Annotated in this window: 14 protein-coding genes; 8 read left to right on the forward strand and 6 right to left on the reverse strand. The window is 69.1% G+C overall.

Annotation, left to right across the window (positions count from 1 at the left end):
* Nucleotides 1-11 precede the first annotated feature (11 nt).
* The 3 genes from secF (at nt 12) to ACSSVZ_RS20475 (ending at nt 2,364) form a co-directional block, all read left to right on the forward strand.
* Nucleotides 12-959, forward strand: a complete 948-nt coding sequence (gene secF, locus ACSSVZ_RS20465; protein ID WP_453972595.1) for a protein translocase subunit SecF — start codon at nt 12-14, stop codon at nt 957-959.
* Between the two features lies 1 nt (nt 960).
* Nucleotides 961-1,377, forward strand: a complete 417-nt coding sequence (locus ACSSVZ_RS20470) for an Mth938-like domain-containing protein (RefSeq protein ID WP_453972596.1) — start codon at nt 961-963, stop codon at nt 1,375-1,377.
* A gap of 129 nt (nt 1,378-1,506) precedes the next feature.
* On the forward strand, nt 1,507-2,364 hold the full coding sequence (locus ACSSVZ_RS20475; RefSeq protein ID WP_453972597.1) for a phytoene/squalene synthase family protein: 858 nt from the start codon (nt 1,507-1,509) through the stop codon (nt 2,362-2,364).
* Between the two features lie 27 nt (nt 2,365-2,391).
* Here the strand turns inward: ACSSVZ_RS20475 and trmFO are convergent, their stop codons facing one another.
* Complete coding sequence (gene trmFO / locus ACSSVZ_RS20480; protein WP_453972598.1) at nt 2,392-3,801, reverse strand: methylenetetrahydrofolate--tRNA-(uracil(54)-C(5))-methyltransferase (FADH(2)-oxidizing) TrmFO; 1,410 nt, start codon at nt 3,799-3,801, stop codon at nt 2,392-2,394.
* A gap of 323 nt (nt 3,802-4,124) precedes the next feature.
* On the opposite strand from trmFO, the gene ACSSVZ_RS20485 reads away from it, so the two are divergent.
* Complete coding sequence (locus ACSSVZ_RS20485) at nt 4,125-4,697, forward strand: hypothetical protein (protein WP_453972599.1); 573 nt, start codon at nt 4,125-4,127, stop codon at nt 4,695-4,697.
* Nucleotides 4,698-4,715: 18 nt separating this feature from the next.
* On the opposite strand, the gene ACSSVZ_RS20490 is transcribed toward ACSSVZ_RS20485, so the two are convergent.
* From ACSSVZ_RS20490 to ACSSVZ_RS20505, 4 genes are all read right to left on the reverse strand, one after another.
* Nucleotides 4,716-5,777 (reverse strand): AMP-binding enzyme, encoded by a 1,062-nt coding sequence (locus ACSSVZ_RS20490; protein ID WP_453972600.1) that lies wholly within the window; start codon nt 5,775-5,777, stop codon nt 4,716-4,718.
* A gap of 426 nt (nt 5,778-6,203) precedes the next feature.
* Nucleotides 6,204-6,362, reverse strand: coding sequence for a hypothetical protein (locus ACSSVZ_RS20495; protein ID WP_453972601.1), 159 nt, complete (start codon nt 6,360-6,362; stop codon nt 6,204-6,206).
* A gap of 277 nt (nt 6,363-6,639) precedes the next feature.
* Nucleotides 6,640-9,522, reverse strand: coding sequence for an excinuclease ABC subunit UvrA (gene uvrA / locus ACSSVZ_RS20500; RefSeq protein ID WP_453972602.1), 2,883 nt, complete (start codon nt 9,520-9,522; stop codon nt 6,640-6,642).
* The gene (locus tag ACSSVZ_RS20505) at nt 9,515-9,946 is read right to left on the reverse strand and encodes a GNAT family N-acetyltransferase (RefSeq protein ID WP_453972603.1); all 432 of its coding nucleotides are present in this window, start codon (nt 9,944-9,946) and stop codon (nt 9,515-9,517) included. The genes uvrA and ACSSVZ_RS20505 overlap by 8 nt, the downstream gene beginning before the upstream one ends.
* Nucleotides 9,947-10,211: 265 nt before the next feature.
* Here ACSSVZ_RS20505 and ACSSVZ_RS20510 point away from each other — a divergent pair, with 265 nt between their 5' ends.
* From ACSSVZ_RS20510 to ACSSVZ_RS20520, 3 genes are all read left to right on the forward strand, one after another.
* The gene (locus ACSSVZ_RS20510) at nt 10,212-10,730 is read left to right on the forward strand and encodes a single-stranded DNA-binding protein (RefSeq protein ID WP_453972604.1); all 519 of its coding nucleotides are present in this window, start codon (nt 10,212-10,214) and stop codon (nt 10,728-10,730) included.
* Nucleotides 10,731-10,904: 174 nt separating this feature from the next.
* Nucleotides 10,905-11,762, forward strand: coding sequence for a protein phosphatase 2C domain-containing protein (locus tag ACSSVZ_RS20515; RefSeq protein ID WP_453972605.1), 858 nt, complete (start codon nt 10,905-10,907; stop codon nt 11,760-11,762).
* Nucleotides 11,759-12,154 carry a DUF2306 domain-containing protein gene (locus ACSSVZ_RS20520; RefSeq protein ID WP_453972606.1) on the forward strand — a complete coding sequence of 132 codons (396 nt, stop codon included), beginning with the start codon at nt 11,759-11,761 and terminating at the stop codon, nt 12,152-12,154. Before ACSSVZ_RS20515 ends, ACSSVZ_RS20520 begins: the two co-directional genes overlap by 4 nt.
* Before the next feature lie 6 nt (nt 12,155-12,160).
* Here the strand turns inward: ACSSVZ_RS20520 and ACSSVZ_RS20525 are convergent, their stop codons facing one another.
* A complete protein-coding gene (locus tag ACSSVZ_RS20525) occupies nt 12,161-12,865 on the reverse strand; it encodes a MarC family protein (protein WP_453972607.1) in 705 nt (234 codons plus the stop codon).
* 319 nt (nt 12,866-13,184) lie between these two features.
* On the opposite strand from ACSSVZ_RS20525, the gene gyrA reads away from it, so the two are divergent.
* Nucleotides 13,185-15,929 carry a DNA gyrase subunit A gene (gyrA, locus tag ACSSVZ_RS20530; RefSeq protein WP_453972646.1) on the forward strand — a complete coding sequence of 915 codons (2,745 nt, stop codon included), beginning with the start codon at nt 13,185-13,187 and terminating at the stop codon, nt 15,927-15,929.
* Nucleotides 15,930-16,084: the final 155 nt, after the last annotated feature.

Here is a 16,084-nt window from a genome sequence, read left to right on the forward strand (position 1 = left end):
GAGCCTCGTTCATGCGACTTATCAAACTGCCCAGCGACACGAACTTCAGCTTCATGAAATACTGGAAGCTGGGATTCACCATCTCGACCGTGCTGTCGGTCGTGTCGGTGATCCTGTTCTTCGCCGTGGGCATGAATTACGGCATCGACTTCCAGGGCGGTACGCTGGTCGAGGTCCAGACCAAGGACGGTCCGGCCGACATCGCCGCCATCCGCAGCGACATCGGCGAGCTGAACCTGGGCGACGTCCAGATCCAGGAGTTCGGTGCGCCGGACGACGTGCTGATCCGCGTCGTGCGCCAGCCGGGCGGGGAGGACGCGCAGCAGCGCGCCGTCCAGCTGATCCGCGACATGTTCGGCGACACGGTCGAGTTCCGCCGGGTCGAGGTCGTCGGCCCGAGGGTCTCGGCCGAACTGGCCCAGGCCGGCGTCCTCGCGGTGATCGCCGCGCTCCTGGCCATCATGGTCTACATCTGGCTCCGCTTCGAATGGCACTTCGCCATCGGCGCGGTGATCACCACCGTCCACGACGTGCTGTTGACGATCGGGATATTCGCGGTGGTGCAGCTGGAGTTCAACCTGACCAGTATCGCGGCGGTGCTGACCATCGTCGGCTACTCGCTCAACGACACCGTGGTCGTCTACGACCGCCTGCGCGAGAACCTGCGGCGCTACAAGAAGATGCCGATGGCGGAGCTGATCGACCTGTCGATCAACCAGATGCTGTCGCGCACCGTCATGACCTCGCTGACCACGCTGATCGCCCTCATCGCGCTGTTCATCTTCGGCGGCGAGGTGATCCGCTCGTTCACCTTCGCGATGATCTGGGGCGTGGCGATCGGCACGTACTCGTCGATCTTCGTGGCCGCGCCGCTGCTCATCTGGTTCAACCTGCGGCCGGACAACAAGGCGGACGCCGACACGACCGAGGCGCCGGTGGCGGACGGGGCGGCATCCTGACATGAGCGAGCCCGGGGACGGCGATGCCGCGCCTCGGGGCATCGTCCTGAAGGAGGCGCACTATCCCGGACGGGCAGCCGTCGATGCCTACGGCAACGGCGGGTTCCGCTTCGCCGAAATGTCCCACAAGGGATCGATCCTGTGCGTGCCGTCGGGGATCTATGCGTGGGCGCCGACGGCGCCCGGCGGGATCGATGCCGCGGCGCTGGAGCGCGTGGTGGCGGAAGCCGAGGGCATCGAGCTCCTGCTGATCGGCATGGGGATGCTGCCGCGGCCGCTGGCCGAGCCGATGAAGGACATCCTGCGGACGGCCGGCATCCGCTTCGAGGTGATGGCGACGGGACCCGCGGTCCGGACCTTCAACGTCCTGCTGGGCGAAGGGCGGCCGGTGGCCGCGGGCTTCATCGCCGTCGACTGAGCGGACGCGCCGGCCACCAATCCCTTCGGTCCCCTTCGATCGGTGCGGCGTCCCGCCCTGCACGGATCGCAACCAGGCCCTATCTTTCCTTTCGCCATGAACGATTCCTTTTCAGAATGTCAGGCGATCGTGCGCCAGGGCGATCCGGACCGGTTCGCGGCGGCGCTCTACGCCGACGCGACGCACCGGCCGGGGGTGATGGCGCTCTACGCCTTCCATCTCGAACTCGCCCGGGTGCGCGAGCTGATCCATGATCCGCTGCCGGGCGAGATCCGCCTGCAGTGGTGGCGGGACCTGCTGGAAGGCGCCGGCCACGGCGACGTGCGCGGCCACCCGGTGGCCGATGCGCTGCTGCAGACCGTGGAGCGCTACCGGCTGCCGCGGGCGCCGCTGATCGCCATGACCGAGGCCCGGATCTTCGATCTCTACGACGATCCGATGCCGGATCAGGACACCTTCGAGGGCTACGCCGGCGAGACCCATGGCGCGCTGTTCCAGCTCGCCGCGCTGGTGCTGTGCGACGGTCGCGATCCGGGCACGGGGACGCTGGCCGGGCACGCGGGCGTCGCGGAGACCATCGCTGCGGTGCTGCGGGCGCTGCCGCATCACCTGCGGCGCGGCCAGGTGTTCCTGCCGGCGGATCTGCTGGCGCGGCACGGCACGACGCCGGAGCGCATCGTCGCCAGCCCGGGCGATGCGGGCGCCGTCGCCGCCGTGCGCGAACTGGCCGAGCACGGCCGCCACCATCTGGCCCGCTGCCGGCTCTACGGCGACACGGTGCCCGGGGCGGCGGCGCCGGCGTTCCTGACGCTGGCGCTGGTGCCCTCCGTGCTCGATGGGGTGGAGGCGGCCGGCTACGACCCGTACGGCACCGATCTCGCGGCGCCGCGGCTGCGCAGCCTCTGGCGGCTGTGGGGGGCGTCGCGCCGGATGCGGTCGGCGGCCGGCGGCGGCGCGGTGCCGGTGTCGGCCTGGCTCAGGGCGTGAGCGCCGCGTCCGGCGGCGCTCCTGCGCCTATTCGGCCGCGACGGCCTGGGCGTCGGCCAGCCAGGCCTCGAAATCGGCGCGGCCGCGGGCGGTCATCACCCGCTTCTTGGCGATGCCGCGCGCCGAGCCGGTGATCCGCTTGCCGTCGGCGTCGTGCTTCGGCGCCTCCATCGGCGGAAACAGGCCGAAATTCACGTTCATCGGCTGGAAGGAGCGGGCACCGCCCACCTCCTCGCCCTCCAGGTGGCCGCCGGTGATGTGGCCGAGCAGGGCGCCCATCGCCGTCGTCGCCGGCGGGCTGGCCAGCGGCCGACCGAGCCGCTCGGCGGCGGCGAACCGGCCGGCGAGCAGCCCGATCGAGGCGGATTCCACATAGCCCTCGCAGCCGGTGATCTGGCCGGCGAAGCGCAGCCGCGGCGCCGCCTTGAGGCGGAGCGTGTCGTCGAGAAGCTTCGGCGCGTTCAGGTAGGTGTTGCGGTGCAGGCCGCCGAGACGGGCGAACTGGGCGTTCTCCAGCCCCGGGATCATCCGGAAGATGCGCGCCTGCTCGCCGTAGACGAGCTTGGTCTGGAAGCCGACCATGTTGAACAGCGTGCCGAGCGCGTTGTCCTGGCGCAGCTGGACGATGGCATAGGCCTTGACGGTGGGGTTGTGGGCGTTGGTCAGGCCGACCGGCTTCATCGGGCCGTGGCGCAGCGTCTCGCGGCCGCGCTCCGCCATCACCTCGATCGGCAGGCAGCCGTCGAAATAGGGGGTGTCGAGCTCCCATTCCCGGAAGACCGTTTTCTCCGCGGAGATGAGGGCGTCGATGAAGGCGTCGTACTCGTCCTTCGACATCGCGCAGTTGAGATAGTCGGCGCCGGTGCCGCCGGGCCCGGGCTTGTCGTAGCGCGACTGGAACCAAGCCTTGTCCATGTCGACGGACTCGAGATGGACGATCGGCGCGATCGCGTCGAAGAAGGCGAGCGACGTCTCGCCGGTGAGCTCCAGAATGGCATTGGCGAGCGCCGGCGAGGTGAGCGGGCCGGTGGCGACGATCACCGAGCTCCAGTCCTCCGGCGGCAGGCCGCCGATCTCGCCGCGCGCGATGGTCACCAGCGGGTGCGCCTCGAGGGCCTTGGTGACGGTCTCGGAGAAGCCGTCGCGGTCCACCGCCAGCGCGCTGCCGGCGGGTACCTGGTGGCGGTCGGCCGAGCCGATGACCAGCGATCCGGCGCGCCGCATCTCGTGATGGAGCAGGCCGACGGCGTTGGTCTCCGCATCGTCGGAGCGGAACGAGTTGGAGCAGACGAGCTCGGCGAAGCCGTCCGTCTTGTGGACGGGCGTGCCGCGCTCCGGGCGCATCTCGTGAAGAATGACCGGGACGCCGGCCTCGGCAAGCTGCCAGGCGGCCTCGCTTCCCGCCAGACCGGCTCCGACGACATGTACGGGTTCCATGGGTTTCCTATGCAGGGCGGGCGGCCCGTCGGTCAACCGTCCGATGGGGCGATTCGGTCCCAGGGGCGCTCGGAGTGGCAGGGGCATTGCGAGCTGACGGCATCGTGATGCGGAGCATGGCGGCGGCGGGCGGACACGATGATGTGCCGTCCTGCGGCGCCGGGAAGCTCAGCGGGCGGTGCGGTCCCGCGGCGCAGCACGCAAACAGGCTGGTCATCGTTGCGGTGACAGGATACCGCATACCGATGCCACAAGGGGGAATCATCCGGGTGCTCGGTCGCGTTGCAGGCATATTGGTCGCAACCCTGACGATGGCCGGGTGCATGCAGCAGCAGGTTGGCCAGCCGGGGCTCTGGTACGCCGCCAACCAGGCGGTGCTCCCGACGGCGACCCGGGTGGTCGTGTGCCACGGCTTCGGCTGCGTGCGGCGGACGCCGGTCACCCTCAGCGCGAAGAATCTGCGGACCTACAAGACCATTCTGGCACGCGGGCGGAGCTCTCCGGCGGCCGAGCGCAAGGCCATCGCCGAGGCGATCGCGTGGATGGAGAAGACCGTCGCGCCGACCGTCGGCTCGGAAAACGACGTGGCCGGGCTCGACCTGCGCAACGCCGGCGTCGTCGGCCAGATGGACTGCATCGACGAATCGACCAACACCACCAGCTATCTGCTGCTCGCCGAGAAGCAGGGCTTCCTGGTCCACCACACGGTGGTGCGGCCGGTGGCGCGCGGCTTCTTCCTCGACGGCCGCTACCCGCACGCGACGGCGGTTGTCGACGAAATCGAGACCGGCCGCCCGTTCGCCATCGATTCCTGGCCGCACGCCAACGGCGAGCGCCCGGACGTCATGCCGCTGGAAGAGTGGTTCGCGGTCTATCCGCTGCTGGCGCGGTCGTGATCAGGGTCGGCGTGCACTCTAGCCGGCCGAGAAGGTGCGGTCCGACAGGTTGAGCCGGCGGGCGGCGATGGTGCGGGCCGCGTCGGCGGCGACCGGGTCCTTGTCGGCCGCGTCGAGATCGTCGAGCAGGTTGCGGGCGATCAGCGTCAGCAGGTCGCGACGCGGCTTGCCGGCCGGATCGGCGGGCAGCGCATCGACGATCTGCACCAGGTCGGGCGTGCCCGGTCCCTCCAGCGTCTCCCGGCACCAGGCCTGCAGGGCGGCCGGCTCCACCGGGCCTTGGGCCTCCACAAATGCGTAGAGCCCGGCGCCGTGGCGCGGATAGGGGTAGCTGGCGACGGCGGCGCGGCGGACCTCGGGATGGGCCTCCAGCCGCTCCTCGACCTTGGCACCGAAGTGCTTCAGCCGGTCGTGACCGCCTTCGCCGTCCGACCAGGAGAAGAGGCCGCGCGTCACCGTGTTGTAGACGCGCTTGCCGCTGGCCATCCACAGCCGCGTCGGCAGGCTCTTGGTGGCGAGGATTTTGCGCTCGCGCGCCGTCAGCGCCTCCGGGCAGTAGCGCTTCTTGTGCTTGAGCAGATGCCGCAGGTCCTCGTAGGCGAGGACGCGGTAGAGCTTGCCCTTGTGCGGATGGACGCTGGCCAGCTGGAAATCGATGAGCGCCGGTCCGCCGTCCGACAGCCGCAGCCAATTCTGCTGCTTGGCGAGGTCGTTGTGGACGACGCCGCGCCGGTGCAGCGCGTAGAGGCTCTGCTTGGCGGCGCGGAAGAAGGCCTCGTCGCCGTGCGGTTCGGCGATGTGGAGCGGCACGCCGGACAGCCACGACCGGTAGAGGCGGCGGCGGTCGCTGGCGACCAGCTCGGAAACGCCCGGAACGCCGCTGAGGCGGCGCAGCGCCCGGCGCTCGCGCCAGAACAGCACGTAGGCCAGCGGCTTCGACCACACCGGCGTCGGGCCCACGTCGCGCTCCACCACGACCGTGCTGCCGAGCCGCCCGAGGGTGACGCGGCTGAAGACGTCGCTCTTCAGGACGGTCTCCGCTTGGAAGGGCGGGCGCTTGGCGGGGGTGTCGGTCGTCAAAGGGCGAACTCTCCGGCTTCCCGGGGTCAAACGTCCGATCAGGCGGGCGGGCCCGACCGGTCGAAAGCGGCTCCAGGGTCAATCAGTCGCGCCCCCGTTCGGGTTCCGTCGGGCCGAACCGGGACGGGAGGCGCTCCGGGCCCCTGCATAGATCATTTTTGGGCCGGGGGGAGCCTCGTGTGCGCGGGAAATTGCGCCGCGCGGGCGGGCGCGCAAATGGAAAACGCCCGCCGGAGGGAGGAGCCGGCGGGCGTTCCATTTCACCGCGGCCCAAGGGGAGGGGATGGCCGCGGCTACCGAGCCGGACGGATGTGAGGGGCACATCCCGGCTCGTATTGGGTTGGCATCGGCCGCGACAGGCGCGGCAGCGCCGAATTCGGTCAGTTGGTGGGGCCGGCGCCTTTATGAGGCGGGCGGCCCGGAAACTCACGGGCGAGAAAGATCTCTGGAGCGACCGACGAGCTTCTCGATATCCAGCGAGGTGAGCCCGAGATCCATCTGCTGACGCGGCGACAAGCGACGGATGTCAGCGAGATTGCGGTTGTCCTTCCAGGACTGAAACGTCCGAACGAAAATGTCGAACATGGCGGCGCTCCACTAAACGCAATGAAGGTTGCCAAACCCCCATGCCGTGACGGTATGAAAAAGATCGTCGGGCAGCCGTGCCGCTCCGTCGACTGCCCCGTATATGGGCGAACGTGATCGCTTTGTAATCAGATAAAAAAGCATGTCAGGCCTGCGAAAGCTGCATTGCACAAAGGCAGCTTCGCGGCAGCTTGGAGGCAGGCCGGAGGCGGCTTTCCGCCCGGCGCCCCCGGCGCCTGGAAAGGCGCCGGATGGTGCGGTGCCGAAAGCGGCCGCCTCATTCGGCGGCAGTGGCTGCCTTTTGCTTGGGCCGCCGCGACAGGAGCTCGGAGAGGAACTGCCCGGTGTGGCTCTCGGGATTGGCGGCGATGTCCTCCGGCCGCCCCATGGCGACGACCCGGCCGCCGCCGTCGCCGCCCTCCGGGCCAAGGTCGATGACCCAGTCGGCGGTCTTGATGACCTCCAGGTTGTGCTCGATCACCACGACGGTGTTGCCGGTCTCGACGAGGCGCTGCAGCACCTCCAGCAGCTTGGCCACGTCGTGGAAGTGGAGGCCCGTCGTCGGCTCGTCGAGAATGTACAGGGTGCGGCCGGTGGCGCGCTTGGAGAGCTCCTTGGCGAGCTTCACCCGCTGCGCCTCGCCGCCGGAAAGCGTCGTCGCCTGCTGGCCGATCTTGATGTAGCTCAGCCCGACCTGCTTCAGGGTCTCCAGCTTGTCGCGCACCTGCGGCACCGCCTCGAAGAAGGTGCAGCCTTCCTCGACGGTCATGTCCAGCACGTCGGAGATCGACTTGTCGCGGAAGGTGATCTCCAGCGTCTCTCGGTTGTAGCGCTTGCCGTCGCAGACGTCGCAGGTGACGTAGACGTCCGGCAGGAAGTGCATCTCGATCTTGATGACGCCGTCGCCCTGGCACGCCTCGCAGCGGCCGCCCTTGACGTTGAAGGAGAAGCGACCGGGGCCATAGCCGCGCGCCTTGGACTCCGGCAGCCCGGTGAACCACTCGCGGATCGGCGTGAACGCGCCGGTGTAGGTGGCCGGGTTGGAGCGCGGCGTGCGGCCGATCGGCGACTGGTCGATGTCGATGATCTTGTCGATCTGCTCCAGCCCCTCGATGGAATCGTGGGGCGCCGGCACGTCGCGGGCGCCGTTCAGCCGCCGGGCCACCGCCTTGTAGAAGGTGTCGATCAGCAGCGTCGACTTGCCGCCGCCCGAGACGCCTGTCACCGCGGTGAAGGTGCCCAGGGGCAGCTCGAACGAGACGTTCTTGAGGTTGTTGCCGCGGGCGCCCGTGAGCTTGATGCTGCGGCCCTTCTTCGCCTTGCGCCGCTGGGCCGGCACCGGGATCTCGCGGGTGCCCGACAGGTACTGGCCGGTGAGCGAGGCCGGGTCGGCGACGATCTGGTCCGGGGTTCCCTCCGACACGATGCGGCCGCCGTGCACGCCGGCGCCGGGCCCCACGTCGACCACGTAGTCGGCCGCCAGGATGGCGTCCTCGTCGTGCTCGACCACGATTACCGTGTTGCCGAGGTCGCGCAGCCGCTTGAGCGTCTCCAGCAGCCGGGCGTTGTCGCGCTGGTGCAGGCCGATCGACGGCTCGTCGAGCACGTAGAGCACGCCGGTGAGCCCCGAGCCGATCTGGGAGGCGAGGCGGATGCGCTGGCTCTCGCCGCCCGACAGCGTGCCGGAATTGCGCGACAGCTGCAGGTAGTCGAGGCCGACGTCGACCAGGAAGCGCAGGCGCTCGCGGATCTCCTTGAGGATGCGGCTGGCGATCTCGTTCTGCTTGTCGGTCAGCCTGTCACCGAGTTCGCCGAACCACACGTGGGCCTCGCGGATCGACAGCTGGGAGGCCTGGCCGACATGGAATCCGGCGATCTTCACGGCCAGCGCCTCTGGCTTCAGCCGGTAGCCGCCGCAGGCCTCGCAGGGCTTGTCGGACTGGTAGCGCGACAGCTCTTCGCGCACCCACTGGGAATCCGTCTCGCGCCAGCGCCGCTCGATGTTGGTGACGACGCCCTCGAAGGACTTCTTCGTCTCGTAGCTGCGCAGGCCGTCGTCGTAGCGGAAGGGAATCTTCTCCCTCGTGCCGAACAGGATGGTGTCGCGCACGACCTGCGGCAGGTCGCGCCACGGCGTCGTCATGGCCACGTCGTAGTGCCGGGTGATCGCCTCCAGCGTCTGGGTGTAGTAGGGCGAGGTGTTGCCGGTGCGCGACCACGGCAGGATCGCGCCGCCGCGCAGCGTGAGCCCGTCGTCGGGGACGACCAGATCGGCCTCGAAGCTCAGCATGGTGCCGAGCCCGTCGCAGGTCGGACAGGCGCCGAACGGATTGTTGAACGAGAACAGCCGCGGTTCGATCTCGGGGATCGTGAAGCCCGACACCGGACAGGCGAACTTCTCCGAGAAGACCATCCGCTTCGGGGCGCCGGCCTCGTCCGTCTCGTCGGCGAACTCGGCGAACGCGATGCCGTCGGCAAGCCCCAGCGCCGTCTCCAGCGAATCCGCCAGCCGCGTGCCGATGTCGTCGCGCACGACCAGGCGGTCCACGACCACCTCGATGTCGTGCTTGATCTTCTTGTCGAGGGCGGGCGCCTCGGTGATCTCGTGGAAGGTGCCGTCGATCTTGACGCGCTGGAAGCCCTTCTTCTGCAGCTCGGCCAGCTCCTTGCGGTACTCGCCCTTGCGGCCGCGCACGATCGGCGCCAGCAGGAAGAGCCGCGTCTTCTCCGGCAGCGCCAGCACCCGGTCGACCATCTGGCTGACCGTCTGGCTTTCGATGGGCAGTCCGGTGGCCGGGGAGTAGGGCACGCCCACCCGCGCCCACAGGAGCCGCATGTAGTCGTAGATCTCGGTGACGGTGCCGACCGTCGAGCGCGGATTGCGCGAGGTCGTCTTCTGCTCGATCGAGATGGCCGGCGACAGCCCGTCGATCTGGTCGACGTCGGGCTTCTGCATCATCTCCAGGAACTGGCGGGCGTAGGCCGAGAGGCTCTCGACGTAGCGCCGCTGGCCCTCGGCGTAGATGGTGTCGAAGGCGAGCGACGACTTGCCGGAGCCCGACAGGCCGGTGAACACGACGAGCGAATCCCGCGGGATCTCCAGATCCACGTTCTTCAGGTTGTGCTCGCGCGCACCTTTGATGGAGATCGTCTTATGCATGGGAGCCAGGATGTCCGGTCTTGGGGGAGCTCGCCGGCGCGGCCGTCAGGTAGGCCTTCCGGGAGAGAGCGAAGAAGGCATGCGGGCGGCCGGCGTGATGCCGATCGGCAATATAGGGTAGACCGACCCGCCGGATAACCCTGAGCGAGCGGATATTGTCGGGGAGGGCGAAGGCCACGACGCGCTCCGGCCGGACGACGTGCATGGCATGGTCGAGAACGGCGCAGGCCCCCTCGGTGGCAAATCCCTGGCCCCAGAACCGGGGCAGGAGGTGCCAGCTGATTTCCGCGTCGTCGGCCGCGTCGCAGACGGGTTGCCGCTCCCAGAAGAACACCGCCGGATCGCGCATCAGCGCGGCCAGCCACGGCCGGTCTTCGGGTTGAAAGGGCCGCAGGGCCAGCCGCTCGGTCGCAAGTTCGGTCATCGTTGCCTGGAATCGCTGCCGTGATCAGCGGAGAGCTTGCCTTGATCGGCGAAAGAGAACAATATAGGAACATCATATTGCGGCGCACGCCCGGATGCAATGCGAAGATCCGGGCGACCATGTGGGCAAACAGGGTCGGTCGCATCGGGTTCCCCGCCGGTCTCCGGCCCGCACATCTGTGGACGGGGACCGCGGATGGGGAGACGCGCAGCCTGCGCCGCGCTATGGGTGCGGGGATCATGATCGTCTGGGAATGGAGAATGGGATGGCCGGCAGCGTCAACAAAGTGATCCTCGTCGGAAATCTCGGCGCAGATCCGGAAATCCGTCGCACCCAGGACGGCCGCCCCGTCGGCAACCTGCGCATCGCGACCTCCGACAGCTGGCGCGACAAGACGAGCGGCGAGCGGCGCGAGCGCACCGAGTGGCACCGCGTGGTGATCTTCAGCGAAGGCCTGTGCAAGATCGCCGAGCAGTATCTGCGCAAGGGGTCGAAGGTCTATCTCGAGGGCCAGCTGCAGACCCGCGAGTGGGAAGACCAGTCCGGCCAGAAGCGCTACACCACCGAGGTCGTGCTGCAGGGCTTCAACGCGACCCTGACCATGCTCGACGGCCGCAGCGAAGGCGGCGGTGGCGGCGGCGGCGCCTCCTACGGCGGCGGCAGTGGCGGCGGCGGCAGCTCGGGCGGCTTCGGCCAGTCCGGTCCGATGGACACCGGCGGCGGCAGCAGTGGCGGCGGTGGCGGCGGCTATGGCCGCGACCTCGACGACGAGATCCCGTTCTAACCCCGCTCCGGGCGTTGCCCCCGGCCGGGTCGTGCCTCCGGCCGACCGCGCGCCGTGTACCCGGGAGTGGCCCACCGTCCGGCGCCCGTCACACGGCGGTGCGACACTGTCTCCGCATCGATCCCGCTCTCCAGGAGCGGGATGCGAGGGCGCCTGTCAGAAGACGGAAGCGCGGTGACCGGCCTCCAGATCATCGATGAACTCTCGCGTCCCGGAAGCCCCTCGCGGCCCAATGAGGACGCGTACGGGACGGCGGGCGCGTTCGCCTGGGTGATCGACGGCGCCACCGGGATCGGCGATTTCGAGTGCCTGGAGGGGCCCAGCGATGCGGCCTGGCTGGCGGCCACGGCGAGCACGCTGCTCGCCGCGCGGATCGAGGCCGGAGAAACGGACCTCGTCGGCCTGCTCGACGGCACCATCGAGGAGCTTGCCCGCCGGTTCGAGCGGGAGCAGGTGCGCGCGCCCCAGGGCCGCTACCAGCGCCCGACGGCCTCCATCCTGATCGCCCGCTTCGACGCCGACGGCATCGACGTCGCCGAGCTCGGCGACTGCTGCCTGTTCGTGCGCGCCGGCAACGGCGCCGTCCTGACGGTGGGCAGTGACCGGGCCGGCCGGGCGGCCGAGCGGGACGCGGCGCGCCGCATGATCGCCCACAAGGCGACGCTCGAGACGCCGGAGGTGCGCCGGCTGATGCGCGACGGACGCTCCCGCCACAACACGCCCGACGGCTACTGGGTCCTCGGCCTCGACCGCGAGGCGGCCGTCCACGCCCGGCGGCGCCGGCTCGACGTGGAGGCGCCCTTCGCTGCGCTGCTCGCCACCGACGGGTTCGCGGCGCTGGTCGAGGACTACCGCCTCTACGACGCGCCGGGCCTGCTGAGCGCGGCCGGAACGGACGGGCTGTCGGCGCTCGCCGACGAACTGCGGTCGCTGGAGCAGGTCGAGGACCCCGACTGCCGGAGCTTTCCGCGCTTCAAGCCGTCCGACGATGCCACCGCGCTGCTGGTCCGCGCGGACCGGGGCCGGCGGTGACGCTCGCGCCGCTCATCGCGGCAAGTCCGGCCATCCAGCTTCATACGGTGGTGGCTCTCTCGGCATTTTTCCTTGGCCTCCTTCAGGTGGTGGGTCCCAAGGGCCGGATGATCCATCGCGCGCTCGGATGGATCTGGGTGGTGCTGATGGCCGTCGTGGCCGTCTCCGCCTTCTTCATCCACGAACTGCGCGTGTGGGGCGATTGGAGCCCGATCCACCTGCTGGCCGTGGTCGTGCTGGTAGCGCTGCCGTTCGGTGTGATGGCGGCGCGCCGGCACGACGTGAACCGCCACCGGCGCACGATGCTCGGCCTGTTCCTGGGGGCGCTGGTGATCGCTGGCGCGTTCACGTTTGCTCCCGGTCGGCTCATGCACGCGCTCGTCTTCGGCTGATTCGGGTCACACCGTCTTGGCCAGCGTGATGACGCCGTCGGCGACGAACTGGACGGCGAGCGCGGCCAGGATCACGCCGAGCAGCCGGGTCAGCACCGCGCGTCCGGTGGCGCCCAGGAAGCGGTCGACCGTCGGGGCGGCCAGGAAGATCGCCAGCGTGCTGCCGAGCACCAGCGCGATCGTTGCGATCATCGCGCCGAACGCGGCGTTCGACGGCGCGTGATCGGCCAGCAGGATCACCGCCGAGATGGCGCCCGGCCCGGCGATCAGCGGGATCGCCAGCGGGAACGCGGCAATGTCGGCGTGATCGTCCTCCGAGGCGCTTGCGGTCGCCGCCCCGGACCGCGCCGGGGCCGGGCCGTCGCCGCCCCCCTCACTGTCGCCGGCGTCCTCGCTGGTGGCTTCCTGGGCGAGCGTCGCCTTGCGCTCGGTGCGCTTGCCGAAGACCATCTCGGCGGCGATCCAGAACAAGAGCAGGCCGCCGGCGACCCGGAACGCCGACAGCGAGATGCCGAGGAAGCCGAGCAGCGCATTTCCGACCAGTGCGAAGGCGAGCAGGATGGCGAAGGCCACGGCGCTCGCCTTGATCGCCACCACCCGGCGCGCCGCCCGCGACCAGCCCGGCGTGAGCGCCAGGAAGATCGGCGCGAGGCCGATCGGGTCGACGGTGACGAACAGCGTCGTCAGCGCATTCAGCAGATAGTTGGTCATGCCGGCGTCCCCCCGATCGTGTTGCCGTCACCCGGCGCGCAGCGCATTGATACCGGGGCCGCGGCACCCCATTTCGACGAAATCGACACGGTCACGGCCCACGCAAATTTCAGGGCCCGAAATTCCAATCCTAAGCGATTGATTTGGTTTGGGTTATTGGTTCAGCTGCGGGCTCGGCGAAGTGGCCCCGCGGGCGGGAATCGGCTATAGACTTATCGATCGATCAAAGACGCGAGTGTGATTCCCTGTGAGTGACGACCAAGTTCCGCCGCCGGGCGACGAGCCGAAGGGCGTGCGCGGCATTTCCATCACCGACGAAATGGAGCGTTCCTATCTCGATTACGCCATGAGCGTGATCGTGAGCCGGGCGCTTCCGGACGTCAGGGATGGCCTGAAGCCGGTTCATCGACGCATCCTCTACACGATGCACGAGAACGGCTACGAGTGGAACAAGCCGTACAAGAAGTCGTCGCGCATCGTCGGCGACGTGATGGGTAAGTACCATCCGCACGGCGACCAGGCGATCTACGACGCGCTGGTGCGCATGGCGCAGGACTTCTCCATGCGCCTGCCACTGATCGACGGGCAGGGCAACTTCGGCTCCGTCGATGGCGATCCCCCGGCGGCCATGCGTTACACCGAGGTGCGGCTGGAGAAGGTCGCCAACCCGCTGCTAGAGGACATCGACAAGGCGACCGTCGATTTCCAGGACAACTACGACAATTCCGAGCGCGAGCCGGTGGTGCTGCCGGCGCGCTTCCCCAACCTGCTCGTCAACGGCGCCGGCGGCATCGCCGTCGGCATGGCGACGAACATCCCGCCGCACAATCTCGGCGAAGTGATCGACGCGACGATCGCGATGATCGACGACCCGACGCTCTCGGCGGAAGCGCTGTGGGAGTACATTCCGGGGCCCGATTTCCCCACCGGCGGCATCATCCTCGGCCGCGGCGGCATCCGCTCTGCCTACTCGACGGGGCGCGGGTCGGTGACCATGCGCGGCCGCGTCGAGATCGAGGCGGCGGGCAAGGACCGGGAAGCCTTGATCATCAAGGAAATCCCGTACCAGGTGAACAAGGCCTCGATGGTCGAGAAGATCGCGGAACTGGTCCGCGACAAGCGCGTCGAGGGCATTTCGGATCTGCGCGACGAGTCCGACCGCGACGGCATGCGGGTGGTCATCGAGCTGAAGCGCGATGCGGTCGCCGAGGTGGTGCTGAACCAGCTCTACCGGTTCTCGCCGCTGCAATCGACGTTCGGCTGCAACCTGGTGGCGCTCAACTACGGCCGCCCGGAGCTGATGCAGCTTCGCGATTTCCTCACCGCCTTCATCGGCTTCCGCGAGGAAGTCATCAACCGCCGCACCAAGTTCCTGCTGAACAAGGCCCGCGACCGGGCCCACGTGCTGGTCGGCCTGGCCATCGCGGTGGCCAACATCGACGAGGTCATCCGCCTCATCCGTACGTCGCCCGATCCGGCGACGGCACGCGCTGAACTCATGAGCCGCGACTGGCCGGCGCGGGACATGGTCCCGCTGGTCAAGCTGATCGACGATCCGCGCCACGCGGTGGCCGACGACGGCACCTGCCGCCTCTCCGAGGAACAGGCCCGCGCCATCCTCGACCTGCGCCTGCAGCGCCTGACCGCGCTTGGCCGCGACGAAATCGGCGACGAGCTGAACAGGCTCGCCGAGGAGATCAAGGACTACCTGGAGATCCTGCGCTCGCGGCTGCGGGTGTTCGAGATCATCAAGGACGAGCTCACCGCGGTGCGCGACGAGTTCGCCACGCCGCGCAAGACGGAGATCGTCGAGGGCGGGGCCGACCTCGAGGACGAGGACCTCATCCAGCGCGAGGACATGGTCGTCACGGTCAGCCATGCCGGCTACGTGAAGCGCGTGCCGCTGATCACCTACCGGGCCCAGCGCCGCGGCGGCAAGGGCCGCTCCGGCATGTCGACCCGCGAGGCGGACTTCGTCACCCGGCTGTTCGTGGCCAACACCCACACCCCGGTGCTGTTCTTCTCCTCGCGCGGCATCGTCTACAAGGAGAAGGTATGGCGGCTGCCGCTGGCGGCCCCCCAGGCGCGCGGCAAGGCGCTGATCAACATTCTGCCGCTGGAACAGGGCGAGGCGATCACCTCGATCCTGCCGCTCACCGACGACGAGGCGAGCTGGGCCGAGCTGGACGTGATGTTCGCGACCACCAAGGGCACCGTCCGCCGCAACAAGCTCTCCGACTTCGTGCAGGTGAACCGCGCCGGCAAGATCGCCATGAAGCTCGACGAGGGCGACGGCATCGTCGGCGTGCAGATCTGTTCGCCGAACGACGACGTGCTGCTGACGACGGCGACCGGTCAGGCGATCCGCTTCCCGGTCACCGACGTGCGTGTCTTCGCCGGACGCAACTCCACCGGCGTGCGCGGCATCACGCTGCCGGCCGACGACCGCATCATCTCCATGTCGATCCTGCGCCATGTGGATGCGTCGCCGGCCGAACGCACCGCGTACCTGAAGATGCGGCGCGCGGTGGCGGGCGAGGGCGATGCGCCGATCGAGGCCGAGCCCGATGAGGGCATGGCCGTCGAGCTGGGCTCGGAGCGCTACGCGGAGCTGAGTGCGGCCGAGCAGGTCATCCTCGCCATCTCCGAGAACGGCTACGGCAAGCGGACCTCAGCCTACGAGTACCGGGTCACCGGGCGCGGCGGCAAAGGCATCGTCGCCATGACCGTCAACGACCGCAACGGCGAGCTGGTGGCCACCTTCCCCGTGGAGGATGCCGACCAGATCATGCTGGTCACCAACGGCGGCCAGCTGATCCGCTGTCCGGTGGACGGCATCCGCCAGGCCGGCCGCAACACCCAGGGCGTCATCGTCTTTTCGACGGCCGAAGGCGAGAAGGTCGTGTCGGTCGAGCGGGTCTCCGAAGTCGACGACGAGGAGGACTTCGAGGCGGGCGAGAACGGCGCCGAGGGCGGCGAATCCGGCACGGACGGCGGCGCTGGCGAAGGCCCGGCCGACGATGGTGCGGGCGATCCGCCGACCGGCGAGTCCGATCAGGAGTAGGCGGCCTCCGGGGCGCCCACCCGTTCGCGCTGGACGGCATCACCCAGACGGGGGATGTCGCAGGCCCGCGAGCATGGCAGACTTCCTCCGTAGCACATCGTTTCCGATGGCATCGCGACGTGTCGATGCCGGCGGGCGGTCTGCGCCGCATACGG

This window comes from Amorphus sp. MBR-141, from assembly GCF_053628695.1.